This is a genomic window from uncultured Eudoraea sp., assembly GCF_947490415.1.
Classification (GTDB): domain Bacteria; phylum Bacteroidota; class Bacteroidia; order Flavobacteriales; family Flavobacteriaceae; genus Eudoraea.
In genome coordinates, this window is sequence record NZ_CANLGX010000001.1 from 30,498 (window position 1) to 56,621 (window position 26,124).

The following is a 26,124-nucleotide window of genomic DNA, read 5'->3' on the forward strand; positions in this document are numbered from 1 at the left end:
AATTTATTTTACTCTTTCAGATTTAATCTTCAGCTCCTGTCCAACAGACAAGTTACTGGAGTTCATGCCGTTGAGTTTCATCAACTCATCGACAGAAATAAAATAGGCTCTGGATATAGAATATAAAGTGTCTCCTTTTTGGACAACATGCTTTTTGTAATCATATTTTTTAGGTTCTGCCAGAACCTGATATCCCTGAGCCAAAACTTCCTTGTCGTATTTGTAGAGCTGATACCTTTCAATAAAGGAAATCAATTTTTGAGGATAACTTTTATCAGTGGCATAACCCGCTTTCTTAAGCCCTTTTGCCCATCCTTTATAATCATCCCGCCTTAATTCAAAAAGGGACGCATAGCGAGCCCTTGATGAAAGAAAAATACTATGATCACGAAATGAGTACATTGGATGATTGTATTTTCTAAAACACTCGCCTTTTTCATCATCATCATGATACTCAAACTCACCATCCCAGCTATTATGACATTTAATCCCAAAATGATTATTAGTCTTTATGGTAAGTTTTCCCATTCCATAGCCGCTTTCCAAAATACCCTGAGCCAAAGTAATACTTGCCGGTATGCCATAGGCCTTCATTTCAAATTGTGCTATTTCTGAATAGGTAACTAAATATTCTTCTATCGATGAGGTGGAAAAGTACGTAAACTTTTTGGCATCCTCCGGAAAAGGAAACTTTGTATAATCTTTATTGGTTTTGTTAGATTTTACAACCTCGGATGATGATTTATTGGAATAGGTAGTTCTTTTTTTAGTTCCACAACTTAGAAGTAAAAAAACCAAAACAACTGCCAGCGTAGCGTGTTTCATATATCGATTATGGGTAAATTTTTGCTCTTCAAATATAAATTCATTCCAGCTATTCCTTGCAATCCACCGGTATGAATAGCCAATATTTTAGTATTGGGTTTAAAATAATCGTTAGTAATCATGTCTAATATACCGTAAATCATTTTTCCCGTATAAACCGGATCAAGGGGTATTTCAAGGTTTTGATTCATTTCATTTATAAACGATATTAATAATTCATCAACCCTGGCATAGCCTCCAAAATGGTAATCTGTACATAAATCCCAGTTCCCATTTTCGACAAATTTACAAATATCTTTCTTTAAAAAGTCGCCTTTAAGAGCAGGAAAACCTATTACGCGTTGGTTGGGCGTAGCCGAATTAATAATTCCGGCCAAAGTACCTCCGGTTCCAACAGCGCAGCAGATTATATCAAATTCGCTGTCTTTTGGCGTAAGAATCTCTTCACATCCTTTAACCGCTAATTTGTTTGTACCGCCTTCTGGAACCCTATAGAAATTCCCAAATTCCGCCTTTAAATTATCAAAAAATGCCTTAGTCCCCTTTTTCCTGTAGTCTGTCCTGGAGACAAATTTAAACTTCATGCCTTGCTTATTTGCAGCAGACAAAGTTGGATTACTTGTCCATGAACCCTCTAATTCCTCCCCTCTAATTACCCCTACGGTTTTCATCCCGTTCACCTTGCCTGCGTAGGCAGTTGCGGCAATATGATTAGAAAAAGCACCACCGAAGGTAAGTATAGTATCATACTTCAGTTTCTTTGCCTTAAGCAGATTGTACTTAAGTTTACGATATTTATTACCCGAAATTTGAGGATGTATCAAATCCTCTCGCTTTATATGAAGTTCTACTTTCTTTTTTTCTAAGAGGGGAAGGTATACTTTTTGATTGGTGACCAACACAACTCCCGGGCTTAATGGCTCCAAAAATATTTAATAAAGCTAAAACGTTTTCTCGTTTCAAGGTATTCCATATTTATTTCATTTTGATAGGCCTCGCGTTCAAAACTAATATTTTGATATGCTTTATAGGTGTCAAAATAAAGCAATGATCTAAGCAACCATTCTGAGATATATAAAAAATAAAAAGGAATAATAAGAAGTTCCTGTTGTTGTTGTAAATGAATCCTTTCGTGATTAATTAAAACAGCATCTTGTTTTAACTGAACATTCTTGAGAATAATAAACGGCCATAAAGACAAGCCCACATAATCCTTGTAAAAAAAACGTCTAATTATCACAATCATAAGCAATTGTATTAACAGCTTTAAACAAAGATAAATTTTTAAATTTATTTTAGTCTATAAATCAGCTTAGGTTACCAACTTATACGGTAAGCTGATATCCTTTCGTTTTGCAGCATATTAATGGGTTTTGATCTATTCGGTAATATTTTATTAACAATATTGCCGTAATTTTGCATATATGAAAAAAATATTACCGACGGAAGAAGGTGATTTTTACTTATCTGAAGAGGGCTATCGCGTTTTCACGAAAGAATATCATCTTAAGCGCGGTTATTGTTGCGAGAGTAGCTGCAGGCATTGTCCTTATGGGTATAATGCAAAGACAAATACACAGTAATTTGCCTGTGTATTTGGCATGATAATTGTGCTGTTAATCTTATTCTTAATGGTTGACAAACCCAAATAGTATTATTATGAAAAAGATAAAAATAATAGCTGTTCCAATACTATTCATTCTCTTCTTAAGTTCCTGTGCTTCGGTAAATGTTTTATCAGATTACGACAGGCAAACGGATTTTACGGCATATAAAAGTTATGCATTTTACAAAACGGGAATAGACAGGGCACAGATTTCCGATCTGGACAAGAAACGAATCTTAAGGGCAATTGAAACAGAAATGGATTCTCTTGGTTTTGTTAAGTCTGATAAGCCTGATCTTTTAATAAGTATTTTTACAAATGAAAGAGTGGAGGTAGATGTGTATAACGGCTGGGGTTATGGCTGGGGCTGGGGCTGGCCGGGTTATTACGGCTACTACAATCCCTATTTTTGGGGACCCGGTTATTATGGCAATAATGTAAGTACAAGAACGGAAGGTTCTTTATATATTGATTTTATAGATGCCACAAGAAAAGAATTAGTTTGGCAGGGTAGAGGTGTTGGCACCCTGAATAATACGAAAAATATAGAAAAAAAAGAGAAACGTATTCGCCAATTTGTTTCGCAAATATTACAACAGTATCCCCCGGAGGTTATTGCAGCAAATTAAATTTATAACCGCCCGCTTTGGGCGGTTTTTTGTATCTTTATAAGGCATTAATGAACTATTATGTCCTTTGAAAGTAACCCTATTTTAGATAAACTTCCCACTCATCTTAAACAATATATTAAGCCTCAGAACTATGAGGATTACTCAGCCATAGACCAGGCTGTATGGCGTTATGTTATGCGAAAAAATGTGGACTACCTGAGTACTGTAGCCCATAAATCATATGTAGACGGACTTCATAAAACCGGAATTTCTGTAGATCACATTCCTAATATGTACGGGATGAATCGCATTTTAAAAGAAATTGGATGGGCTGCAGTTGCCGTAGACGGGTTTATCCCTCCGGCAGCCTTTATGGAATTTCAGGCCTATAATGTGCTTGTTATTGCCTCAGACATAAGACAACTTGAACATATTGAATACACCCCGGCACCCGATATTATCCATGAAGGAGCCGGACATGCGCCAATCATAGCAAATCCTGAATATGCAGAATATTTGAGAAGGTTTGGTGAAATAGGATCGAAAGCTATTTCCAGCGCAAAGGATTATGAACTCTATGAGGCTGTCAGATATCTCTCCATAATAAAAGAAGCTGCAGGGACTCCCCTGGTTGATATTCAGAAAGCGGAAAAACACATCGAAGAATTACAGCAAAATATGGGAGAGCCCAGTGAAATGGCCCTTATTAGAAATTTACATTGGTGGACTGTAGAGTACGGGCTAATTGGAACTGTGGAAGAACCAAAAATTTATGGTGCGGGATTATTATCCTCCATTGGCGAGAGTGCCTGGTGCATGACAGAGAAAGTAAAAAAAATTCCATACAGCATAGAAGCAGCACACACTTCTTTTGATATTACCCAACCTCAACCTCAACTCTTTGTAACTCCGGATTTTGCGTATCTGAGTCAGGTTCTTGAAGAATTTGCCAATTCTATGTCTTTAAGAAAAGGGGGGCTTTCCGGGGTAACCAAATTGATCAATGCCAAAGAACTGGGAACAGTAGAGCTGAGTACCGGGATACAGATATCCGGGATATTCAGTATGGTAATCTCAAATGACGATAAACCAGTATATCTTCAGACGCAAGGCGAGACCGCTTTGTCTTACAGGGAAAAGGAACTGGTTGGACATAGCAGGCTTGATCATCCAAAAGGTTTTGGTTCACCTGTAGGGAAGCTTAAAGGCATTAATCTGGCCATAGAAGATATGAGCCCACGAGATCTGAAAGCCTATAAGATCTATGAAGGTGAAACTATTTCACTTGAATTTGAAGGAGATATTAAGGTAGATGGCGAAATTATAACAGGGAAGCGCAATCTAATGGGTAAAATTATTCTGATAACATTCCGAAACTGCACCGTGACCCATGGCAAAGAAGTGCTTTTTACATCAGATTCCGGTTTGTATCATATGGCTGTAGGAGAACATATAGTATCAGCTTTCAACGGCCCTGCAGACCTCAGTAGTTTCGATTTAGTTACCCACAAAATTTCCTCAGAAACAATAAAACCAATAAAATCTGAAGCCCGTAAAAAATTAGAACAGTATTATAAACAGATACGAGACTATCGTGAAGGGAGTAACACAACTATATCAAGAAACAAAGTGTTTAAAGAAATATGTGAGAAGTATCCGAATGACTGGCTTTTATCTATTGAACTCTACGAATTGGCCAAAAACAATAATGACCTTGGATTTGCACAACAAATCCATTCTCATTTGGAGACCGTTAAACTTAATAATCCAAAAGTGGGGCATTTAATAGATGACGGGTTATCATTGGTTGATGGCCAATTGGTTAATTAATAATTAATTATGAGATATTATATCTTATCTGCTTTTGTAATCCTTGCTCTTCAAACTATGAATGCTCAATTTGTTGCTAATTATGACGAATCTAAAGTCCCGGAGTTTGACCTGCCCGATCCGTTGACTACTTTTTCTAAAAAACAAATTCTGACAAGTTCCTCATGGAATGAATTAAGAAGACCCGAACTGATTAATTTCTTTGAATCTCAGGTTTTTGGAAAAGTTCCCGGAACTTTTGATGGTATTACTTTTGAAATTGTAGAAGAAAGCAACTCCGCACTCGACGGACTTGCCAAACGAAGACAGGTAAAGGTAACTATTACAAAAAACGGCAAAACATTAAGCTTCCTGATACTTTTATACCTGCCAAAGGAAGTTTCCCGTGCTCCTGTATTTTTGGGTTATAATTTTCATGGAAATCATACAGTTATTAACGATCCGGCTATAATCATCTCAAAAGCCTGGTCTCTGAATAATGAATCAATAGGCATTACTAACCATACCTTAACTGAAGAAAGTAGGGGATTGCGATCCGGCAGATGGGCGATATCCAGGATGATTGAAGCCGGATATGGTCTGGCAACCATTTACTATGGAGAAATAGATCCCGACAAAAATGATTTTACAGATGGTCTTCATTCATTGTTCTATACTAAAGATCAGAAAAGGCCGGCCAAAGATGAATGGGGTGGCATTGGGGCCTGGGCATGGGCTTTGAGCAGAGCCATGGACTACCTGGCAAATGACATGGAAGTTGATAAATCAAGGGTTATCGTTTTTGGACATTCCAGATTGGGTAAAGCTGCATTATGGGCCGGTGCAATGGATGAAAGATTTGCAGGAGTTATTTCCAACGATTCAGGTTGCGGTGGAGCTGCCTTATCTAAACGCAAATTCGGGGAGACGGTAGCTCAAATAAATGAAAATTTTCCTTATTGGTTCTCTGAGAACTTTAAAAAATACAACAATGCGGAAGAAGAACTACCCGTAGACCAACATGAATTACTGGCTTTAATTGCTCCAAGGCCTTTATATGTTGCCAGTGCACAGGAAGATCAATGGGCAGACCCTAAAGGAGAATTTCTTTCTGCGTACTACGCTACTGCTGTTTATTCATTATTTGGAGAAGCAGGCATCTCATCAAATGTAATGCCCGGCGTGAATTCTCCAATCCAAAATACGGTGGCCTATCATATTCGAACCGGTAAACACGATGTTACTGAATACGACTGGGAACAGTATATCAAATGGGCGGTTGAACAATTTGATTAAGCAATAAATTTTTGGTGCGAATAAAATCAGTTCGGAGAGAAAATTTCGAAAACATCTTCTTCAACAATTTTATTATTATAGGAAAGCGTCCACCCCAATGAATTAGTAAGAATATAAAACTTAGAGAGTTCACTTATTAATCTGTTTTCGGCATTCTTTTGCAAAGAAGAAGCTTCTACTTTTTTTTGAAGGGAAGCTTTTACATTATTCTTGATCTTATTATAATCTTCGGCGTCAAACGGATTAAAATAATCTGCGGTCACATCATAATACTCAAAATCCGGATTAATTTTAATCTCCGGCTCCGGAATATTTATTATCCTTAGGGTTTTGGTAGTTTCGTCTACTTCAAAATTAATCTCACTTAGATCATAAGCCACAGTAACTTCAGCATTCACTACTACTAAAGCTCTTTTATCTGCAGTAAAATAAGGACCAAATAACAGTTGAGAATCTTTATAACTATATACCTCGGAAAAGTGACCTTCGGTGACTATTATCTTGGAAACATTTTTAATCTGCTGTTGAATAAGTAAACTATTCTCCTTTAAAATAGATTTTTCCTCCTTACCCTTGTTCCAGGACTGGAAAATCAAAATCATGGCCATTGCAATAACTATTCCTACTAAAACTCGCTTCATATATCGAAATTCATAAATGTGTACTCCTTTTTCAGAACCAAAATTTTCTCATTTAGCGACTTCAAAAATAATTGATGCTGCTCTGCCTTCTCATTAAAAGGTCTGTGGGCCAATCCTTTCTGAATTTCCTGAACTACTTTCATTACCTGGTCTGCCTTCTGAGAAATCCAGACACTTTTGAATTTATCCCAGATATAGTCAATTGCCAGATTATTGGGGTGCACCATATCCTCAGTATAGAATCTATAGTCCCTTAACTCGTCCAGCATAATTTCATACGCAGGAAAATAATGCAGGTTTTTATTTGATGAGGCTGATTCCACAATCTTGCCAACAGCTGTAATCAAATTTGCTTTACTTCGTTGGTTTTCTACAAAGCCATCCTTTAAGTGCCTCACCGGGGAAATGGTAAAAATCACCGTAGCATTTACATTTACCTTTCTGATAGTTGAAATTATGCTGTTAAGACTTTCTTCAATTTCACTTTCTGTAAGTAACTCTTTTGTAAATTGTTTTTGTGGCAGTTTATGACAGTTGGCAACCCTTTTCTGATTTTCAACATCTTTGTAAACCCAGGCAGTGCCCAATGTAATTAATGTATGAGTGGCCTTACTGAGCTGATTTCTTGTATAAAGGAGGGCACTATTTAAATTGCTAAGCAGGTTCTCTTTAGATGAATCACTCAGGTCTGAATGTGCATCAAAACAGTGCCAGCGTTCATTGTAATAAAAAACATCAGCGTCTGCATAAGCTTTTTCTTCTATTGCACGAATTATCAAGTTTTCTATTGCTATAGGGTGGAACAATATACCAAAAGTGTTTTGAAGGGTTTGAAATTGATAATATTTGAGTTTCTCTCCAATATTTTCAACAAAACAAGATCCTAGAAGCAGCAGAGGGCTTTTATAATCTATCTGCTTATCCTCTGGTTTCAAAGGTACTATTGTTTGAAGTTTCATTCTGTCTTGTACTGGCGTTATAAACAATCGGCAATATGTCCTAACATTGAATTATAATCCGATTCCAGCTGCTCATCTAACTGACTTATAAATCCAAGAATTCGGATAAGCCGATCAATTTCCTGATTTTGCAGCGCCTCAGCAGCCTTATTTATTTCATTTTGGACCAAACGCTGAATATTGTACATATTCTCCAGTTCATAAAGGCATTCATAACCAAACTCATTGGCTATTCCCATATGCCTGGAAGTTTCCCATGCGATTTCTGATAATTCTGTAAGCTCAATATTAATTTTAGCATCTCCAAGATATCTGTATACTGAATCATTAATCCTTACAGAATCTTTTATTTGGAAAAAGCCCGAATATTCCTTTTGGAAATCTTGCATGTGGGATATCTCAGATACGGGATCACCATCACCTTTAAAAACAAATTCTTTATAGTTTGCTATCGCTTTTGGAATTTTAATGTTTATCTGCCTCGCGGCCCGCAATTCTTCTAAATTATTTTGAATTTCATCCTCTATTTTATCCAAAGCAATTTTCTTATTCGTATTTATCTTATTTGCCTCATTCCAGTTGTTAAACCAAATAGCCAGGCTAATTCCGAAGAATATCAATAAGATCTCACCCAAAATATATTTCCAGTTTAGCAGATTGGATTTAAAAAGTCTCATCTGTTTTATTTTAGATACTCCTTTGCTTTTTCCAATGCCAGAGGAATCCCTTCTGAATTTTTACCTCCGGCTGTAGCAAAGAATGGCTGCCCTCCTCCTCCTCCATCTATATATTTTCCTAATTCTCGTACAATCTGTCCTGCATTCAGGTTTCTTGATTGAACCAGTTCTTTGGATATATAGCATGATAAGGTCACTTTACCGCCCTGCTCCGTTGCTAGTAAAAGGAAAAGGTTTTTCCGGTCTTTCCCCATTTCAAAAGAAAGGTCCTTCATGCCTGCAGCATTTAAATCTATTTTATGTGCCAGGAATTGCACCCCATGTATTTCCTCAATTTTTTGGATTAAGGTTGTTTTAAGATTTTTAGCTTTTAGTTTTAGAAGTTCCTGTACTTCCTTCTTGAGTTTTGTATTTTCATCTTGCAAAGATATCAGAGCCTTTAAAGGATCTTTGGTCCCTTTTAATTGATCCTGTATTTCTTGCAAGACTTTATCATTCTTTTCATAAGATTTTCTTACCGCATCACCGGTAATGGCTTCTATTCTTCTTATACCGGCCGCAATAGCCCCTTCGGAAACTATTTTAAAATGCCATATGGAGCTGGTGTTTTTCACATGGGTCCCCCCACAAAGTTCAATGGAATTACCAAAGCGTACACTCCGTACCGTATCACCATACTTTTCGCCAAAAAGGGCCATAGCACCTTCCTCCAGGGCTTCTTTTACCGGGACTTTTCGTTTTTCTTCCAAGGGGATCTGCGCAGATATCCTCGCATTTACAAAATCTTCAACCTCAGCAAGTTCTTCCTCTGTCATTTTAGCGAAATGAGAGAAATCAAATCGTAAATAATTGGCATGTACAGCAGATCCTTTTTGCTCAACATGGTCTCCTAATATTTGTCTCAAACCCTGGTGAAGCAAATGGGTGGCAGAATGATTCTTAGATATTCTTTCCCGATATAGACTATCTACTACCGCCTTCATAGTTTCAGCAGGATGTCTGGGTAGATTTTTTGAAAAATGCAGAATTTCATTATTCTCCTTTTTGGTGTCAAGGATATAAACCACATCGCCATTAGGGGCTTCCAAATAACCTTTATCCCCGGCTTGGCCCCCTCCCTCCGGATAAAATGGGGTTTGGTTAAATACCATTTGATAAAGAGCACCTTCTTTTTTAGATATTACTTTTCTATACTTGACTAATTTCACTGGGGCTTCAATAAAATCATAACCAACAAACTCTTGTTCTGAATCATCCATGAGAATAGTCCAGTCTTCTTTAGATATTTCTGAGGCTGATTTTGAACGATTTTTTTGTTCTTTCATAGCCATCTCAAAACCTGCCTTATCTAATTCAAATCCTTTTTCACTAAGAATCAATTCTGTCAGGTCTATAGGAAACCCAAAAGTGTCGTAAAGTTCAAAAGCTTTTCTGCCATCAATTACCTTTCCCTTAGTACTCTCCAGAACATTATCTAATAAAAACAGACCTTGTTCTAAGGTCTTAAGAAAAGAAGCCTCTTCTTCGCGCATTACATTTTCGATACCATTTCGGGAGTCTATTAACTCTGTATATGTATCTCCGAGGATAGATCCTAAAGACCCAATCAAACGGAACATAAAAGGTTCTTTTGTATTCAAAAAGGTAAATCCATAGCGAACAGCTCGCCTCAAAATTCTACGAATCACATAACCGGCCCCGGTATTACTTGGTAATTGTCCGTCCGCTATCGAGAAGGCTACTGCCCTAACATGATCGGCAATAACACGAATGGCAATATCTGTTTCTTCGTTCTTCCCGTAAGTAGTATTTGTAATCGTTTCAATTTCCCTGATTAGGGGTGCAAAAATATCGGTATCATAATTAGATTGTACGTTTTGCAAAACCATACAAAGACGTTCAAAACCCATTCCCGTGTCTACATGCTTTTTAGGAAGTGGTTCCAGTGTGCCATTTGCCTTTCGATTGTATTGAATAAAAACCAGGTTCCAAATCTCCACTACCTGCGGATGATCCTTGTTTACCAGTGTAGCCCCGTCAATCTTTTCCTTTTCTTCTTTAGAACGTATATCAACATGTATTTCTGAAGAAGGACCGCATGGCCCCTGCTCTCCCATTTCCCAAAAATTATCCTTTTTGTCTCCCTTAATAATTCTGTCTTCAGGCACAATGCTTTTCCACAAATTGTACGCTTCCATGTCCATTTCCAGTTTGTCAGAATCAGAACTACCCTCAAATACAGATACATAAAGGCTATTCTTGTCAATTTTACACACCTTGGTAAGGAATTCCCATGCCCAGCTTATGGCCTCTTCTTTGAAATAATCTCCAAAGCTCCAATTGCCAAGCATTTCAAACATGGTGTGATGGTAAGTGTCTTTCCCCACTTCTTCAAGATCATTGTGTTTACCGCTCACACGAAGGCACTTTTGTGTATCTGCAATTCTTGGATTTTTTATAGGTGAATTGCCTAAAAAAAACTCCTTAAATTGATTCATTCCGGCATTGGTAAACATCAAGGTAGGATCATCCTTGATGACCATAGGTGCAGAAGGGACAATTTTGTGGTTTTTTTCCTTAAAAAAACTTAAAAAATTTGCTCTTATTTCCTTGGAAGTCATCTAATTTGACAAGGTTTTATTAAATTTAATGGTTTGTACAAAACAATTTTTATATTTGTTTGTTTTGATAAGACGAAAGAACAAAAATAGGATAAAATCCATTCATGTCTAAGGTAAAATATTATTACGATCCGGACACCCTTTCATATCGAAAGATAGAGCCAAAGAAATCTCGGCGTTACAGGAATATTTTCCTCTTTTCGCTGGGTTCTGTTATCTCCGGTTTGCTTGGTTTAATTCTTTTGCTAAATACAAATCTCTTAAATACTCCCAGAGAACTTTCATTACAAAGAGAAGCCAAGAACTATGAATTGCAATTTGAGCTTCTAAATAAAAAAATGGAGCAAATAGAGTATGTTCTCGGAAATATTGAAGACAGGGATAATAATATTTACCGGCTTTATTTTGAGGCCAATCCTATTCCGGAAGAACAGCGCAAGGCAGGTTTTGGAGGGGTTAACAGATATAAATCTTTGGAAGGATTTAATAATTCTGAGATGATAATTTCCACTACCAAACGGCTGGATATCATACAAAAACAGATGGTAATTCAATCTAAATCTCTGGATGAAATAACCAAGCTGGCGGAGAAAAAAGAAAAACTTTTAGCGGCCATCCCGGCCATACAACCCGTGAATAACGAAGAACTTACACGTATGGCTTCCGGATTTGGATGGCGTTCAGACCCTTTTACCAAGGCAAGAAAAATGCATCGGGGCATGGATTTTACGGCTCCCAAGGGCACACCTATTTATGCTTCCGGAGATGGTGTTGTGAAACGCGCAGATAATAATGCATCCGGTTACGGCAAGCATATCCGGATAGATCATGGATATGGGTATATGACCCTATACGGCCATCTAAGTAAATACAATGTGAAGAGGAACCAAAAAGTGAAGCGGGGAGACCTTATAGGCTTTGTGGGAAGCACGGGCAGATCTGAAGCACCTCACGTGCACTATGAGGTATGGAAAGAAGGAGAGCGTATAAATCCAATAAATTTTTATTACGGAAGTTTATCTGCCGAAGAATATGAAAACATGCTTAAATACGCAACTCAGGAAAATCAATCACTGGATTAATGTATATAGAATTGCCAGAAAAACGTTATTATGGAATTGGCGAAGTTGCCAGGGCATTTGATGTAAATACTTCCCTTATTCGATTCTGGGAGAAGGAATTTGATGTCATACAACCCAAAAAAAATGCAAAAGGCAACCGGAAGTTCACTCCAAAAGATATTCAAAATCTCCAACTAATATACCATTTGGTTAAGGAACGTGGATTTACGCTTGAAGGTGCTAAAACTCACTTACGCGAAGAAAGACAAAAGACATTATCAAATTTTGAAATTATACAAAAGCTCGAGCGAATTAGGTCAGAGCTGATCAAAATAAAAAGTCAACTTTAAAACAATACTATAACTTAATAACACAATTATGAAAAAATGGTTAATTCCCGTAATTATCCTTGTGGTCTTAGCATTTGGTATTTATCAATGGGCCGTTGGATTTAACAATACCTCAGTAGAATATGAAGCCAATGCCAAAACGGCATGGTCTAATGTTGAAAGTTCTTATCAAAGAAGAAATGATCTGATTGGGAATTTGGTGAAAACGGTACAGGGTGCCGCAGATTTTGAAAGAGGAACTCTGACCGATGTCATTGAGGCTCGTGCAAAGGCCACTTCAACCACTATAGACGTGGATAATCTCACGCCAGAGAAAATGGCTGCGTTTCAGGAAGCACAAACGGGATTGTCTTCAGCTTTATCACGTTTATTGGTTACAGTAGAGAGATATCCGGATTTAAAGGCAAATCAAAATTTCCTTGAATTGCAGTCTCAACTCGAAGGGACAGAAAACCGAATTAATGTGGCAAGGGATAGATTTAATGAACAAGTTAATATCTATGACATCTATACTTCAAAATTTCCCAATAAAATTTTAGCCGGTTGGTTTGGATTTGATGAAATGGCCAGGTACCAGGCGAATCCTGGTTCTGAAAATGCCCCCGATGTGGATTTTGAATTCAAGTAATTCAGCGCTTATGTCCAAAGTAGAAGATTTCTTAACCACTGATGAAGAACAGGAGATTGTAGACGCAATTCTTGAATCGGAAAAAAATACTTCCGGTGAAATCAGGGTGCACATAGAAATTTCGACCTCTCTGGATCATTATATTCGAGCCCAGGACGTCTTTCATTTGCTGAAAATGGATAATACCAAGGAAAGTAATGGGGTGTTAATTTATGTCGCTGTGGGTGACAAGAAATTTGTAATCTGCGGAGATAAAGGGATTGACAAAGTGGTTCCTGAAAACTTTTGGAATTCCACTAAAGACGTTATGCAGAAGAGTTTCAAAGAAGGAAAATTTAAAGAAGGTATTATTAATGGAATCCTCATGGCAGGAGAAGAATTGAAGGCTCACTTTCCTTGGAAACCTAATGATTCAAATGAATTGAGCAATGAAGTATCTAAAGCTTAGTCTTATTCTATTCTTTTTGTCCGGGAGCACTGTTTTTGCACAATTTACAATTCCTGAAAAACCAAAACTCCAAACCAGTGTATATGATTATTATGGATTGTTATCCAATTCGGATAAGAATGCTTTGGAACAAAAATTAATCCGTTATTCCGACAGCACTTCTACGCAAATCGTTATTGCCATAATAAAATCAACGGAAGGTGAAAATATCAACTACCTGGGTGCACAATGGGGAGAAGCATGGGGAATAGGACAGGCAGTTGAGGATAACGGCATTCTGATCCTCCTGGCGAGAGAAGACCGAAGGGTAGCTATTAACACGGGTTATGGTATAGAAGCGACACTTACAGATGCATTGTCAAAAAGAATCATTGAAAACATAATTATTCCTGAATTTAAAGAAGGGGATTACTATGCCGGATTAGATAAAGGATCCGATGCTATCTTTAGTGTATTAACCGGTGAATTTAAAGAAGAACGCCCTCCCGAAGGGGATGGAAACTTTCCTTTTGGAGCCTTTCTGCCCATTATTATTTTTATAGTAATCATCATTATTCTTAGCAGCCGTAACCGAAGAGGTGGCGGAGGCAAAGGTAGAGGCCGAAAAAAAGGCTTGGATCTTTGGGATATCATCATCCTCAGCAATATGGGCAGGGGCGGATATAACTCGGGTTCTTCCGGAGGCGGATTTGGAAGCGGAGGTTTTGGAGGTGGTGGCTTTAGTGGAGGCTTCGGTGGTGGAGGCTTTGGTGGAGGTGGTTCTTCCGGAGGCTGGTAATCAAATAACTAGTACAAGGTCTCACCTTTCTCTATTTTTTCCGCATAAAGACTGTTATTGGCACTCCTGTATAATCAAAATTCTCACGTAGTTTATTCTCCAAAAACCTCTTGTAAGGCTCCCGCACATATTGCGGTAGGTTACAGAAAAAAGCAAATTGCGGATATGGAGTGGGCAGTTGGGTGATGTATTTAATCTTTACATATTTCCCCTTGTATGCCGGTGGTGGTGTATGCTCTATTATGGGCAGCAGCACATCATTAAGTTTTCTGGTGGGAATTCGTTTAGAGCGGTTTTTATAGACTTCTACAGCCGTTTCTATGGCCTTAAAAATACGCTGTTTGGTATGAACCGACATAAAAAGGATAGGAACATCTGTAAAGGGTTCAATGGCCTGTTTAATTTTTTGAGTATAAAGTTTAACTGCATGAGTATCCTTCTCTACTAAATCCCATTTGTTAACCAGGATCACTATTCCTTTGTTGTTGCGCTGTGCTAACCAGAAAATATTCTCTACCTGTCCGTCAAATCCACGGGTAGCATCTAACAAAAGCAAACAAACATCACAGTGTTCAATGGCCCTCACAGAACGCATGACGGAATAAAACTCCAGGTCCTCTTTTACCTTCGCTTTCCGGCGAATACCTGCGGTATCTACCAAATTAAACTCAAAACCAAAGCGGTTGTACTTGGTATCTATACTATCACGTGTGGTACCTGCAATATCTGTAACAATATATCTTTCTTCACCAATTAATGCATTGATAAAAGAAGATTTCCCCGCATTGGGTCTCCCAACTACTGCAAACCTGGGTAGTTCATCTTCAACTTCTTCACTTTCCGGCAATACCTCAACCAGGTCATCCAGTAATTCTCCGGTACCGCTGCCGTTTATACTGGAAAGCGTGTAATAATCTCCTAATCCAAGTGCATAAAACTCAACTGCATCCTCTGCCCTTTTCGCATTATCTACTTTATTAACAGCCAAAAAAACAGGTTTTTTGGCACGGCGCAATAAATTAGCTACATCCTCATCCATACCGGTAATACCGGTTTCCACATCTACCATAAAAATTATAGCATCTGATTCTTCAATGGCCAGTTCTACCTGTTTGTCTATTTCCTGCTCAAAGATATCATCACTCCCCAGTACATAGCCTCCGGTATCTATTAATGAGAATTCCTTACCGTTCCAGTCGCTCTTACCATAATGCCTGTCACGAGTTACCCCACTCACGGCATCTACAATGGCTTCACGTCTTTGTATTAAACGATTAAAGAATGTAGATTTTCCAACATTCGGCCTTCCTACTATGGCTACAATAGCGCCCATACTTGCGAATTAGGCCGCAAAGTTAGTGTTAAAGAAACTAGATAAAAAATAAAAGATAGGGCATCGGACCATGACCTGGTATATTTAGATAACTCTGAGATGGATGTTTCAAAAGAAATAGGTATCTTTTATGAGCAAACAAAACCAGGCATGAAAGCATTACCCAATGACATTGTTCTAAGGCCAAGGTTCCAGCTGGAGCTTCCACAGCCCAAGGAAAGTGTGCTGGAGTCTTTTGAAAATAAAAAGAAGGAACCTTTCCTGATAAATCGAATAGATGATCATGTCTTTATAAAATTCCAACAAAAAGATGTTCATTTTTGGTCACCCCAACTACATTTGGAAATTAACGAAATAGACACTGAAAAATCTAAGGTATATGGCCTGTTCGGCCCCAACCCCACATTATGGACATTTTTTATGTTTTTACATTTTGGGGTGGGAACCTTTTTTATAATCTTCGGAATTTGGGCCTATTCAAGTGCTTCCTTAGACAAATCATATGGACTGCAACTGGGGGCAATGATTTTTATGGTTTTACTATGGTTCGTTCTATACGCTTTTGGCAGAGCGGGAAGAAGAAAAGGTAAACCTCAAATGAACCAATTGTTCCATTTTATGAGAGAGGTTTTACATTTAAGCTGACTTATTTCTGATCATACCCAAACCTGCGAAGTTGATTGGGGTTGCTTCGCCAGTTTTTGTTGACTTTTACATAGAGTTCAATATACACCTGCTTGTCAAAGAATTTTTCCAGGTCTTTTCTGGCGGCTACTCCTACCCTTTTCAATGCAGAACCCTTGTGTCCGATAATTATGCCCTTTTGAGAATCGCGCTCAACCATAATAACCGATCTGATCCGGATTATCTTTTCATCCTCCAAAAATTCTTCCGTTTCAATTTCAACGGAATATGGAATCTCCTTTTTATAATGTTCAAGAATTTTTTCGCGGATGATTTCGTTCACAAAAAAACGCTCCGGTTTATCTGTTAACTGGTCCTTTGGAAAATAAGGAGGTGCTTCCGGCAATAATTCTAAAATACGTTCAAATACTTCCTTAATATTGAAATTTTTCAGGGCTGAAATAGGATGAATTTCCGCTGTAGGGAGTTGTTCCTGCCAATATTGTGTTTGCTCCTCCAGCGTTTGTTGATCTGAAACATCAATTTTATTAAGTAATAGCAATACGGGTATCTTGCTTTCTTTAAGTCTTTCAAGAAAAGAGGCGTCCTTTAATGCTTTCTCACCAATCTCCACCATGTAAATAAGAATATCCGCGTCTTCAAAGGCAGATTTCACAAATTTCATCATGGAATCCTGCAATTCGTAGGCAGGTTTAATAATGCCTGGTGTATCTGAAAGAATTAGCTGGAAATCCTCGCCGTTTACAATACCCAGGATTCGATGTCTGGTGGTCTGCGCCTTTGCGGTGATTATTGAAAGTTTCTCTCCAATAAAAGCATTCATAAGGGTTGATTTTCCCACATTGGGATTTCCTATGATATTCACATAACCTGCTTTGTGAGCCATTATACTTTAATTTTTGAAAAATAGGTTTTCATCGCAATATTTACTCTTGGCGACAAATATAATACTGCAATCATATTGGGAATTACCATAAGTGCAAAAGACAGGTCAATTAAATTTACCACAAGATCTACAGAAGCCACCGCTGCAAAAGTAATACTCCCTACATAAATATAATTATAAAGCTTTCCTACTTTAACATTGGTTAAAAATGAAAGGCATTTGGTGCCGTAGTAAGAATAAGTGAACAGGGTTGAAAGTGCAAACGCAGAAACTATGATCATTAAAAGCACATCGCCATAACCAAAGAGTGACTTCTTAAACGCGATTAGGGTCATGACAATTCCATTACTCTCAGCATCTAAATAGGCTCCACTCAGAATAATAACCACTGCGGTTAAGGTACACACTACAATGGTATCTATAAACGGGCCCAACATGGCAACCAAGCCTTCCTGTATCGGTTCTGTTGTCTTGGACTGCCCATGGTACATCGGCGCATTCCCAACGCCCGATTCGTTGGAAAAAACGGCTCGTCTTATCCCTATAATAATCAGACCCCATAAACCTCCCTGCACTGCCGTTTTAAAATTGAATGCTTCTACAAGAATTAGCTCTAAAGAGGGCCAAATCTGCCCGGCATTCATAGCCATGATAATGATAACAGCCAATAAATATAAAAGGACCATAAAGGGAACAATTGCTGTAGCGACCTTAGCAATTTTTTTAAGGCCCCCGAAAATAACAAACGAGGTAATAATACTCAACACCACACCAATCCCCAATTTCCAATTAAAATCGCCAAATACGGCAATAGTTTCGTTAGGGTTAATCACGCCCATTAATGTTTGGGTAAACTGATTTGTAGTAAAGGCGGGGAGCACTCCAAAAAGACCAGCAATACAAAAGAAAACAGCTAATGGTCTGGCCTTTTTTCCCATTCCCATGGTAATATAATACATAGGCCCCCCTTGTAAGTTTCCCTCACTATCCTTATCACGGAACATAATGGCAAGGCTGCAGGAATAGAACTTTATGCATATTCCTACCAGGGCCGTCATCCAAATCCAAAAAACAACCCCGGGCCCACCGAGGTAAATGGCAATGGCTACACCAGAAATATTTCCCAGGCCAACGGTAGCTGCAACAGCAGAAGACAATGCCTGGAGATGACTAACCTCACCAGGATCATCGGGATGATCATATTTGCCGGAGGTTATTAAAATGGCATGTTTAAAATAACGATAAGGAAGTAATTTGGAGTAAGCAACCAGATAAAGGCCTCCTCCTACTATTAACAAAAGCATTACCCATTCAGTATAAGGAAGAACAGCCGCTAAAAAGTCATTAAATATCTTCATAAACAAACTAAAGCTCCGAAGTTATGGAATTTAACCTTTTTGGGGGCTTGGTTAGGATAAATAATTACAGCACTAAGTTTTGATATAACTAAAAAAGCATCGTATATTTGCCGTCCACATCGCGGGGTAGAGCAGCAGGTAGCTCGTCGGGCTCATAACCCGAAGGTCGCTGGTTCGAGTCCAGTCCCCGCTACAAAGAAAACCAGATATGAAAGTATCTGGTTTTTTTATGGAGCTAATGCGCTGAGCTGGCTCAGCAGCATGAGCGTAATAAAAAATAAATAGCGCTTTGCGCTATTGGTTTTCTTTGTAAAGCTCCCCCCAAGGCCCATTTCGTTGCTCAGCAACGAAATGAATCCAGACCTCTTTTAAAAATTACAAGCACCAAATTCCAAAACTCAATAAATGCAAAAACTACGACGACTTTCTTTGTAAAACCCCTCCCGATAGCTCCTTCTCCATAGTATTACGAAGGAGAAGCTATCGGGACCGTTTCCAAGCCACTGAAGTTTTAACGCAAGTGGAGAGGAAACAATCCAGTTACCTGAAATAATTTAAAACCTCAAAATCCAATTATCCGAAACTAAATCTTTTCCTACCAAGTGCATGATAATCAATTTGTTGGTTAAAATATATTTTTTTAATTTACAGAGAGTTTTAGAAATTCTATATCGATCTTCTTGATTTTAGATTCTCGGTGATGTAGTTCGTAAAAGATCGAATTATAAACTTTGGCATTTTACTCCCCAAAGGTGTCTTAATTTGAAATAAACTTTTATGGATAAATCAATTAGATATGCACTAATTTTTACTTTGTTGCTTTTTGGTAAATCTGCACTGGCACAATCCAGAACAATAAGTGGCACAGTAAAAGACAGTTTTTACAGACCCCTTTTCGGAGTGAATATCCTGGTAGAAGGTACCAACCAAGGGACCATTACAGATCTTTCAGGCTTCTATCAAATACAGCTCACCTCCGGTGAAGCCCTTATTTTCTCTTATGTAGGTTTTAATTCCCAACGGATAGTTATTGGGTCCAATTCCACTATAGATGTAACCTTGCAGCCGGGGAACAACCTGGAAGAAGTTATAGTTGTGGGCTATGGTACAAGTACCCGTGAAGAACTTACGGATAATATCGCCTCTTTAAGGGCAGAGCAGATAAAAGAAATTCCGGTGCCCTCTGTACAGGGAGCCTTAGTAGGTAAAGCGGCGGGGGTCCAGGTTACACAAACAGGTGGCCGGGCGGAATCTGGTTTCAAAATCCGCGTTCGAGGGGTGGCGACCATAAATGGGGATCAGGAACCCCTTTATGTAATAGACGGCATACCTATCGATAAAGTAGACCGCAGTGCCAATAGCTCCCCTATAAATTCTCTTGTTGGCCTTAATCCTGAAGATATTGCCTCAATAGAAATTCTTAAAGATGCATCTGCTGCTGCCATCTATGGTTCCCGGGGCACAAATGGGGTTGTATTGATCACTACCAAAAGCGGTAGCAGTGGTGAAACCCGCTTTTCTTTCCGTTCCTCTTATGGCTTGAGCGAGGCCTCCAACAAACTGGAATGGCTCAATACAAATGAATATGTAGAACTCTACACAGAGGCAGCACTAAATTCGGGCTTTACAGAAGACGATGCAGCTTTTTTCTTCAACCTTTTTTCAGAGAACGAAGAAGACTGGCGAAATGGCGAGGTGGATACGGACTGGCAGGACCTTGCCCTCGTTTCAGGCAGCATACATGATATAAGTTTCAGCGCAAGTGGAGGGGATGAAAAAACGACTTTTTTTCTGTCAACCGGATATAATAGAACCGAAGGTATCATAAGGGGAAATTCCCTGGAACGCTATAGTCTACGTGCCAATATTGACCACCGTGCTAATGAATGGCTGACGATAGGCCTCAATTCCAATGCGAGTAAAACACAAATATCGAGAATTGCAAATGATAATGAGTTTGCCAACCCAATAGGGGCAATCGCCCAGATTCCATTTTCAAAGCCTTATCTGGAGGATGGTATTACACCCAATACCGAGACCACACTCTATTATAATTTCCTGATGGACCAGTTTAACGGGGATCACAAATCCAATGTCTGGCGGGCATTTATGAAATTATATGGCGAGGTAGCCTTTACTAAAAACTTTAATTTCCGCTCAGAACTTGGTTATGATTATAACAATCAGCTGGAAGAGCGTTTCTATGGAAGCCTTACTGAATATGCTTCTACCAATGGCTTTGCAGATGCTTTGAGTTTTATCAACGAAAAATACGTGATAAATAATTATTTCAATTATCAACATTTTGGTAATGATTGGCAACTGGAGGCAACTCTGGGAATGTCCTATGAAGAAAACAAATTCAAATCCCTGTCGATAGAAGGACAGGATTTCCCATCAGACCAATTGCGGAAGCTAGATAGTGCAGGAGAAATTACAGGTGGTTTTACATCAGAAACAGCCTTCAGTTTCGTATCCTATTTTGCCCGGGCCAGTGCTACCCTATTCAATAACTGGCTGCTAAAAGCCAGTGTGCGTGTGGACGGCTCGTCGCGCTTTGGTTCCGAGGTAAAGTACGGAACTTTCCCGGCCGCTTCAATTGGCTGGCTGGCATCTGAAGCCCCCTTTCTAAAGGATAATAAAACCCTGTCCAACCTGAAACTGAGAGCCAGCTGGGGGCTTACAGGAAATGCTAACATAGGAAACTTTGCAAGCCGTACACAGTTTGTTACCAGAAACTATAATCAGAACCCTGGATTTTGGTTGGCGGCCTTAGGAGATCCTAATCTGAGTTGGGAAGAAACCAAACAAGTCAATTTCGGATTGGATCTTGGATTTATCAATAACCGTGTCAATACCAGTATGGATTACTATATCAAGGATACGGAGGGTGCCTTATTCCTGGTTCCTATCCCCTATACAAATGGAATTCGATTTGTAAACCAGAATGCTGCTGATATTGTAAATACCGGATTTGAATTTACCCTCGATACCAAAAATATAATAACAGAGGATTTCAGCTGGAGTACTTCCCTGAATATCGCCATAAACAATAATGAAGTAAAGGCACTACCAGACGGTGCCGATATAGTTCGTGAAGAAAAAATTGTAAGGGAAGGAGAACCGGTAGCTTCATTTTATATACCTGAATATGCTGGTGTGGACCCGGATAACGGGGATGCCTTGTTTTATCGCAATACGGAATTACCGGATGGCAGCCTGGACCGAACTACTACGGCTGACTTTGCGGAAGCCAGCCGCCGGATCCTTGGCAACCCGTTCCCAAATGTGATCGCAGGGATGACGAATAACTTGCAATATAAGGGGATCGATTTTTCTTTTGTCTTCCAGGGGCAATGGGGGGCCCAGTTTTATAATGCCGGGGGTATCTATCAATCCTCTAATGCGGATTTCTTTGACAACCAAACCCGGGACCAACTAAATCGCTGGCAACAACAGGGTGATATTACCAATGTCCCCCAGGCCCGTTTATTTGGAGGAAACGGCACCCAACAATCTTCCCGTTACCTGGAAGATGCAGATTTTATACGCCTTCGGAATCTTACCTTGGGGTATACATTGCCCAAGGATGTCTCAGAAAACCTGGGACTCGATAGAATCCGGGTGTACTTTACAGGGGTAAATCTTTTGATATTTACAGATTTTAAGGGTTGGGATCCCGAATCAACATGGGACTTTCGACAGAGAAACTCCTTGTTCTCGGGAACCGGTTTCTATTCACCTCCTCAGGCACGTACCTACACTTTAGGATTTAATGTGGACTTCTAAAAAAAATGATGATGAAAAATTTATATCTAATCCTTTTTGTTTCAATACTTATCATAGGTTGTGATAATAACCTGGACATTGAACCTACAGATAGCCTTACCCCGGAAACGCTGCTGGAGGACCCGGATAATTTAGACCGTTTACTTTTAGGCGCCTATTCCTTTGCTGATGATCAATACGCCGGGGAATTTCAAACAGTTTCGGAGTTGCTGGCCAATGAAAGTAATCTGGCTTATCGGGGCACCTTTGCACAATTCTTTGAGTTTGAGCGCAAGGAAGTCATTACTACAAATGTCTTTATCCGTCTTCTCTGGGCTAATGCCTACCGCTCAATCAATCTTTGCAACATTGTCCTTGAAAACCTGGAATTGGCGCAAGATCCGGATCAGAGGGCTCAATTAGAAGGGGAAGCCAAATTCATGCGGGGATTGCTCTATTTTGAAATGGTCCGCTATTTTGCCCTCCCCTACGAAGCCGCAGGCAACAACACCCAACCAGGTTTACCTATTATTTTCGATGCAGTAACCGATCTAAGCCAGATCAGCTACCCTGCCAGGGCATCATTGGAGGAAGTATACACACAACTTATCTCCGATTTACAAGTCGCCAATGCGCTCCTGCCTCCGGATAATGGATTCCGGGCCGATGCCTACGCCGCACAGGCCATGCTAGCCAGAGTATATTTACAACAGGGCAATTACGCCGCAGCCCGGGATGCCGCGCACGAAGTCCTGGAAAACAGTGGACATTTTCTGGTTCCGGACCTGGCTTCTGCCTTTAACAACGAAAACGATGGCATTGAGGACATTTTCGCCTGGCAGGTTACCACACAGGATGGAGTAAATGATTTCAATACCTACTGGGCCACTATTGAATTCGGAGGGCGTTCCCAGACTGCAGATGTCACTGTTGAAGCCCCTTTCTTTGATCTATTTACCGAACCAGACGACCGGTCCGGTTTCTTCTACCTGGGCAACGGCACCACGGTAAGCTCCAAATGGCAGGGACAGTTTGCTAATGCACCCTATATCCGTGTGGCAGAAATGCACCTCATCCGCGCCGAGAGCAATTTCCGCGAAGGAACCAACCTGGGTCTGGCACCCGAAACAGAAATCAATGCCTTGAGGGCCCGCTCCAATGCCAACCCAATAATTGGACTCACCCTGCAGGATATCCTCGAAGAGCGGCAGCGCGAACTGGCCTTTGAAGGTCATCGTTTCCATGATGCCAAACGCCTCCTGGAGACCATCGATGGACTCCCTTATGATGCCCCTAACCTGGTAATGCCAATTCCCCAGGACGATATTGACACCAACCCCAACCTGGAGCAAAATCCCGGATACAACAACTAAAAGAAAAAAAGCATTATGAGCAACTTCTTTGAAGAACTTAAACGTCGAAATGTCTACAAAGTAGCTGTAGCCTACCTGGTTACCGCATGGCTCATCATACAGGTGGTCAGCACCGTGGGGCCTAACCTAAACTGGCCGGATAGCATCGCGCCATTGACAACCCGCATCCTGCTGGTAGGCTTCCCTATTGCCCTGGTCCTGGCCTGGCTTTATGAATTTACTCCACAGGGATTGAAGCGTACGGGGGCAGTACAACAAGATACAACGGACAATCGCAAAGCGGGTCGGAGAATAAATCGCCTCATTATAGGCTCTTTAAGCCTGGTGCTGATCCTGATGCTGGTTGAACGGCTCTTTTTGGCAGGCTCAACCCTATACCCTGATAAGCAAATGGCTTCCATAGCGGTCCTCCCCTTTGCGAATATGAGCAGTGAAGAAGAAAATGAATATTTCGCAGACGGATTGACGGAGCAGATCCTGGACGAATTGGCTAATTTAAGTGGGCTGCAGGTTACGGCCCGTACTTCGTCATTTAAATTTAAAAACAAAAATGAAGATGTTCGAAAAATAGCAGAACAATTGACCGTTAATTATGTTTTGGAGGGAAGTGTGCAGTATGATAGCCGGCGTAATAGGATCAAAATAACTGCCCAATTGATCAATGCTTATAATGGCTATCATTTATGGTCAGAAACCTATGAAGATGATTTTGATGAAGTTTTTGGTATACAGGAAGATGTAAGCAGAAAGGTAGCTAAACAGCTAAGAATTCAATTACTCCCGGATGAAGATAAGGTACTTTCAACCAAGCTTACAGAGAATACCGAGGCATACAAATTCTATATAAGGGCACGGCAGTTTTCAGTAAAAAGGGACGACAAAAACCTGGAGCAGGCCATAAGCCTGCTCAACCAGGCCCTGGAAATAGACCCTGAGTTTGCAGAGGCCCATGCCGAGCTAAGTTTTTTATATCCACAACGTTTCTTCTATGGAAACTTAAGTAAGGAAGTCAGGGACGAAAGGATGGATTTTCATCTTAAAAAAGCCCTAAGCATTGCTCCTAACAAACCTGAAGTATTAAAAGCCGAAGCGAGTTACCATCTTAGACTTCGGATTGATTCCAGTAAAGCCATCTCAAACCTTAGAAAAGCTATTGAACTAAAACCTAGTTACGCCGATGCCCATTATGCCCTATTCCAAGCCTTAGGTTGGGCAAAACAGATGGAGTTAGGAATTAAATCTTTGGAACGGGCAGTAGAATTAGACCCGTTAGACTTTTTCGCGACGATATTAGCGATGAATTATTATAGAAATAAAGAGTATGAAAAAGCCTTTAGTATTGTTGATAATATCATTGCTAATGACCCGTCGGCTGGTGCTGCACGCAGAAAAGCACTATGGCTGGGAAATGAACCCTACGGAAACCTTGTCGAGGGATTTAAATTAATCCATGAAGCAGGTAAAAAGGACCCCTATATATTAGATAATCTCATTTCTCATGTAGTATTTCCCCTGAATCTAGATTTATGGCCTGTTTCTGAAAAATATATGAACCAATTGCAAATGCGCTATCCTGATAATATGGCAACATTTTATAATGTTAGCCATATATATGAGCTAAAAAAGGATTATCCTAAATGGGAGGAATGGATAGATTTTTGGGTTTCAGAAAAAAATCTTGATCCGGAAGAAGAGGCAAAAGATAGGGCATGGTTAAACGGTGGATTGCAAAACTACCAAAAGGCCATTTCAATATTGGAACATACCTTTACATATCTTAAAAAAAATACTATAGATGTCGATAGTTTGGAGCTTGAAGAAGCCGAAGTATGGGTTTATTATATAGATTATCTGAGAATGAACAATGAAAATAAAAAAGCCGATTCATTTTCACAGGAAATCTGTAAGTACTATAATAAAATAATTGAAGAAGACTCCTTCACTTCTTATACAAATAATGATATTCAATTGGATTGTTTTTATATCTCCAATGACACCACGAATTTTCTAAAAGCACTGGAAGAGCGCTTTTTCATAAAAAAAGATCGACGAGAAGTCTTCTCCGAGATGAAGTTGGGTATTTATAAACGTTTTAAAGATAATTCCGGGTATAAGGCATTAGAAAAAAGAATTACCGAAGAAGTTCACCGCCAACGAGCGGAGGTTATTGCCTATTTAAAGGAAGAAGGCGACTGGGACCCTGCCTGGGAAAAAGAACTGGGGCTTGAATAATATTCGTATAAAGGATAATACTACTTAAGGCCGCTTCCGATCCAGTTGCCTGAATAAATTTCAAAACTCAAAATCCAAAACTCAATAAATTCACAATGCTATAATGGCTTTCTTTGTAGAGTTAATGCGCTGAGCTGGGTTATTGGAATCTTATAAAAAGTCAAAAATGGTATCCTTGCCGAAAGCATGTTGTCTTTACTACACAATTACCTAATGACC

23 protein-coding genes and 1 tRNA gene are annotated in these 26,124 nt (G+C 39.5%); 14 read left to right on the plus strand and 10 right to left on the minus strand.

Going from position 1 to position 26,124, the window contains the following annotated elements; genetic code table 11:
* Positions 1 to 3: 3 nt before the first annotated feature.
* From Q0874_RS00120 to Q0874_RS00130, 3 genes are read right to left on the minus strand one after another with little or no spacing between them, the layout of a single operon-like run.
* On the minus strand, positions 4 to 825 hold the full coding sequence (locus Q0874_RS00120) for a glucosaminidase domain-containing protein (RefSeq protein ID WP_299157874.1): 822 nt from the start codon (positions 823 to 825) through the stop codon (positions 4 to 6).
* Positions 822 to 1,751: a 1-aminocyclopropane-1-carboxylate deaminase/D-cysteine desulfhydrase gene (locus Q0874_RS00125; protein WP_299157876.1), complete on the minus strand. Its 930-nt coding sequence runs from the start codon at positions 1,749 to 1,751 to the stop codon at positions 822 to 824. The genes Q0874_RS00120 and Q0874_RS00125 overlap by 4 nt, the downstream gene beginning before the upstream one ends.
* Positions 1,739 to 2,071, minus strand: coding sequence for a hypothetical protein (locus Q0874_RS00130; protein WP_299157878.1), 333 nt, complete (start codon positions 2,069 to 2,071; stop codon positions 1,739 to 1,741). The genes Q0874_RS00125 and Q0874_RS00130 overlap by 13 nt, the downstream gene beginning before the upstream one ends.
* A 178-nt stretch (positions 2,072 to 2,249) precedes the next feature.
* Between Q0874_RS00130 and Q0874_RS00135 the strand changes: the two genes are divergently transcribed.
* The 4 genes from Q0874_RS00135 to Q0874_RS00150 all read left to right on the plus strand — a co-directional run bounded on the left by Q0874_RS00135 (position 2,250) and on the right by Q0874_RS00150 (position 6,147).
* On the plus strand, positions 2,250 to 2,408 hold the full coding sequence (locus Q0874_RS00135; protein WP_299157880.1) for a DUF5522 domain-containing protein: 159 nt from the start codon (positions 2,250 to 2,252) through the stop codon (positions 2,406 to 2,408).
* A 76-nt stretch (positions 2,409 to 2,484) separates the two neighbouring features.
* Positions 2,485 to 3,060 (plus strand): DUF4136 domain-containing protein, encoded by a 576-nt coding sequence (locus tag Q0874_RS00140; protein ID WP_299157882.1) that lies wholly within the window; start codon positions 2,485 to 2,487, stop codon positions 3,058 to 3,060.
* Positions 3,061 to 3,120: 60 nt separating this feature from the next.
* On the plus strand, positions 3,121 to 4,872 hold the full coding sequence (locus Q0874_RS00145; RefSeq protein WP_299157883.1) for an aromatic amino acid hydroxylase: 1,752 nt from the start codon (positions 3,121 to 3,123) through the stop codon (positions 4,870 to 4,872).
* A gap of 9 nt (positions 4,873 to 4,881) precedes the next feature.
* A complete protein-coding gene (locus Q0874_RS00150) occupies positions 4,882 to 6,147 on the plus strand; it encodes an acetylxylan esterase (RefSeq protein WP_299157884.1) in 1,266 nt (421 codons plus the stop codon).
* 26 nt (positions 6,148 to 6,173) lie between these two features.
* Here Q0874_RS00150 and Q0874_RS00155 read toward each other — a convergent pair whose 3' ends face one another.
* The 4 genes from Q0874_RS00155 to alaS are packed head-to-tail and all read right to left on the minus strand — an operon-like array spanning position 6,174 to position 11,045.
* On the minus strand, positions 6,174 to 6,788 hold the full coding sequence (locus Q0874_RS00155; RefSeq protein ID WP_299157885.1) for a DUF4230 domain-containing protein: 615 nt from the start codon (positions 6,786 to 6,788) through the stop codon (positions 6,174 to 6,176).
* Positions 6,785 to 7,747 (minus strand): GSCFA domain-containing protein, encoded by a 963-nt coding sequence (locus Q0874_RS00160; RefSeq protein ID WP_299157886.1) that lies wholly within the window; start codon positions 7,745 to 7,747, stop codon positions 6,785 to 6,787. The genes Q0874_RS00155 and Q0874_RS00160 overlap by 4 nt, the downstream gene beginning before the upstream one ends.
* 17 nt (positions 7,748 to 7,764) lie before the next feature.
* Positions 7,765 to 8,424, minus strand: a complete 660-nt coding sequence (locus Q0874_RS00165) for a hypothetical protein (protein ID WP_299157888.1) — start codon at positions 8,422 to 8,424, stop codon at positions 7,765 to 7,767.
* A gap of 5 nt (positions 8,425 to 8,429) precedes the next feature.
* Positions 8,430 to 11,045: an alanine--tRNA ligase gene (gene alaS / locus Q0874_RS00170; protein ID WP_299157889.1), complete on the minus strand. Its 2,616-nt coding sequence runs from the start codon at positions 11,043 to 11,045 to the stop codon at positions 8,430 to 8,432.
* Positions 11,046 to 11,149: 104 nt separating this feature from the next.
* Between alaS and Q0874_RS00175 the strand changes: the two genes are divergently transcribed.
* Genes Q0874_RS00175 through Q0874_RS00195 form a run of 5 tightly spaced genes read left to right on the plus strand, consistent with a single transcriptional unit; the run spans position 11,150 to position 14,310 of the window.
* Positions 11,150 to 12,127 (plus strand): M23 family metallopeptidase, encoded by a 978-nt coding sequence (locus tag Q0874_RS00175; RefSeq protein WP_299157890.1) that lies wholly within the window; start codon positions 11,150 to 11,152, stop codon positions 12,125 to 12,127.
* Positions 12,127 to 12,456, plus strand: a complete 330-nt coding sequence (locus tag Q0874_RS00180) for a MerR family transcriptional regulator (protein ID WP_299157891.1) — start codon at positions 12,127 to 12,129, stop codon at positions 12,454 to 12,456. Before Q0874_RS00175 ends, Q0874_RS00180 begins: the two co-directional genes overlap by 1 nt.
* Positions 12,457 to 12,484: 28 nt before the next feature.
* Entirely contained in the window at positions 12,485 to 13,084 is a 600-nt protein-coding gene (locus tag Q0874_RS00185) for a LemA family protein (protein ID WP_299157892.1), read from the plus strand.
* 10 nt (positions 13,085 to 13,094) lie between these two features.
* Complete coding sequence (locus Q0874_RS00190; protein WP_299157893.1) at positions 13,095 to 13,532, plus strand: TPM domain-containing protein; 438 nt, start codon at positions 13,095 to 13,097, stop codon at positions 13,530 to 13,532.
* The gene (locus Q0874_RS00195; protein WP_299157894.1) at positions 13,513 to 14,310 is read left to right on the plus strand and encodes a YgcG family protein; all 798 of its coding nucleotides are present in this window, start codon (positions 13,513 to 13,515) and stop codon (positions 14,308 to 14,310) included. Before Q0874_RS00190 ends, Q0874_RS00195 begins: the two co-directional genes overlap by 20 nt.
* A gap of 31 nt (positions 14,311 to 14,341) precedes the next feature.
* Here Q0874_RS00195 and der read toward each other — a convergent pair whose 3' ends face one another.
* Positions 14,342 to 15,643 (minus strand): ribosome biogenesis GTPase Der, encoded by a 1,302-nt coding sequence (gene der / locus Q0874_RS00200; RefSeq protein ID WP_299157895.1) that lies wholly within the window; start codon positions 15,641 to 15,643, stop codon positions 14,342 to 14,344.
* Between the two features lie 99 nt (positions 15,644 to 15,742).
* Between der and Q0874_RS00205 the strand changes: the two genes are divergently transcribed.
* Positions 15,743 to 16,288, plus strand: coding sequence for a GTP-binding protein (locus tag Q0874_RS00205; RefSeq protein WP_367275377.1), 546 nt, complete (start codon positions 15,743 to 15,745; stop codon positions 16,286 to 16,288).
* A gap of 1 nt (position 16,289) precedes the next feature.
* On the opposite strand, the gene era is transcribed toward Q0874_RS00205, so the two are convergent.
* On the minus strand, positions 16,290 to 17,174 hold the full coding sequence (era, locus tag Q0874_RS00210; RefSeq protein ID WP_299157897.1) for a GTPase Era: 885 nt from the start codon (positions 17,172 to 17,174) through the stop codon (positions 16,290 to 16,292).
* Positions 17,174 to 18,532: a sodium:alanine symporter family protein gene (locus Q0874_RS00215; protein ID WP_299157898.1), complete on the minus strand. Its 1,359-nt coding sequence runs from the start codon at positions 18,530 to 18,532 to the stop codon at positions 17,174 to 17,176. Before Q0874_RS00215 ends, era begins: the two co-directional genes overlap by 1 nt.
* Before the next feature lie 120 nt (positions 18,533 to 18,652).
* Here Q0874_RS00215 and Q0874_RS00220 point away from each other — a divergent pair.
* The 4 genes from Q0874_RS00220 to Q0874_RS00235 all read left to right on the plus strand — a co-directional run bounded on the left by Q0874_RS00220 (position 18,653) and on the right by Q0874_RS00235 (position 25,905).
* Positions 18,653 to 18,725, plus strand: a tRNA-Met gene (locus Q0874_RS00220).
* A gap of 584 nt (positions 18,726 to 19,309) precedes the next feature.
* Positions 19,310 to 22,321 carry a TonB-dependent receptor gene (locus tag Q0874_RS00225; RefSeq protein WP_299157899.1) on the plus strand — a complete coding sequence of 1,004 codons (3,012 nt, stop codon included), beginning with the start codon at positions 19,310 to 19,312 and terminating at the stop codon, positions 22,319 to 22,321.
* Positions 22,322 to 22,332: 11 nt separating this feature from the next.
* Positions 22,333 to 23,673, plus strand: coding sequence for a RagB/SusD family nutrient uptake outer membrane protein (locus Q0874_RS00230; protein WP_299157900.1), 1,341 nt, complete (start codon positions 22,333 to 22,335; stop codon positions 23,671 to 23,673).
* 15 nt (positions 23,674 to 23,688) lie between these two features.
* The gene (locus tag Q0874_RS00235; RefSeq protein ID WP_299157901.1) at positions 23,689 to 25,905 is read left to right on the plus strand and encodes a hypothetical protein; all 2,217 of its coding nucleotides are present in this window, start codon (positions 23,689 to 23,691) and stop codon (positions 25,903 to 25,905) included.
* The last annotated feature ends 219 nt before the right edge of the window (positions 25,906 to 26,124 follow it).

Bases quoted from the DNA above. Each gene is read 5' to 3' on its own strand.
- era (WP_299157897.1), bottom strand. From the start codon at position 17,174: ATGGCTCACAAAGCAGGTTATGTGAATATCATAGGAAATCCCAATGTG.
- Q0874_RS00180 (WP_299157891.1), top strand. From the start codon at position 12,127: ATGTATATAGAATTGCCAGAAAAACGTTATTATGGAATTGGCGAAGTT.
- Q0874_RS00225 (WP_299157899.1), top strand. From the start codon at position 19,310: ATGGATAAATCAATTAGATATGCACTAATTTTTACTTTGTTGCTTTTT.
- Q0874_RS00230 (WP_299157900.1), top strand. From the start codon at position 22,333: ATGAAAAATTTATATCTAATCCTTTTTGTTTCAATACTTATCATAGGT.
- Q0874_RS00120 (WP_299157874.1), bottom strand. From the start codon at position 825: ATGAAACACGCTACGCTGGCAGTTGTTTTGGTTTTTTTACTTCTAAGT.
- Q0874_RS00175 (WP_299157890.1), top strand. From the start codon at position 11,150: ATGTCTAAGGTAAAATATTATTACGATCCGGACACCCTTTCATATCGA.
- Q0874_RS00160 (WP_299157886.1), bottom strand. From the start codon at position 7,747: ATGAAACTTCAAACAATAGTACCTTTGAAACCAGAGGATAAGCAGATA.
- Q0874_RS00145 (WP_299157883.1), top strand. From the start codon at position 3,121: ATGTCCTTTGAAAGTAACCCTATTTTAGATAAACTTCCCACTCATCTT.
- Q0874_RS00235 (WP_299157901.1), top strand. From the start codon at position 23,689: ATGAGCAACTTCTTTGAAGAACTTAAACGTCGAAATGTCTACAAAGTA.
- Q0874_RS00150 (WP_299157884.1), top strand. From the start codon at position 4,882: ATGAGATATTATATCTTATCTGCTTTTGTAATCCTTGCTCTTCAAACT.
- Q0874_RS00195 (WP_299157894.1), top strand. From the start codon at position 13,513: ATGAAGTATCTAAAGCTTAGTCTTATTCTATTCTTTTTGTCCGGGAGC.
- Q0874_RS00155 (WP_299157885.1), bottom strand. From the start codon at position 6,788: ATGAAGCGAGTTTTAGTAGGAATAGTTATTGCAATGGCCATGATTTTG.
- Q0874_RS00190 (WP_299157893.1), top strand. From the start codon at position 13,095: ATGTCCAAAGTAGAAGATTTCTTAACCACTGATGAAGAACAGGAGATT.
- Q0874_RS00215 (WP_299157898.1), bottom strand. From the start codon at position 18,532: ATGAAGATATTTAATGACTTTTTAGCGGCTGTTCTTCCTTATACTGAA.
- alaS (WP_299157889.1), bottom strand. From the start codon at position 11,045: ATGACTTCCAAGGAAATAAGAGCAAATTTTTTAAGTTTTTTTAAGGAA.
- Q0874_RS00205 (WP_367275377.1), top strand. From the start codon at position 15,743: ATGGATGTTTCAAAAGAAATAGGTATCTTTTATGAGCAAACAAAACCA.
- Q0874_RS00135 (WP_299157880.1), top strand. From the start codon at position 2,250: ATGAAAAAAATATTACCGACGGAAGAAGGTGATTTTTACTTATCTGAA.
- Q0874_RS00140 (WP_299157882.1), top strand. From the start codon at position 2,485: ATGAAAAAGATAAAAATAATAGCTGTTCCAATACTATTCATTCTCTTC.
- Q0874_RS00165 (WP_299157888.1), bottom strand. From the start codon at position 8,424: ATGAGACTTTTTAAATCCAATCTGCTAAACTGGAAATATATTTTGGGT.
- Q0874_RS00130 (WP_299157878.1), bottom strand. From the start codon at position 2,071: ATGATTGTGATAATTAGACGTTTTTTTTACAAGGATTATGTGGGCTTG.
- der (WP_299157895.1), bottom strand. From the start codon at position 15,643: ATGGGCGCTATTGTAGCCATAGTAGGAAGGCCGAATGTTGGAAAATCT.
- Q0874_RS00185 (WP_299157892.1), top strand. From the start codon at position 12,485: ATGAAAAAATGGTTAATTCCCGTAATTATCCTTGTGGTCTTAGCATTT.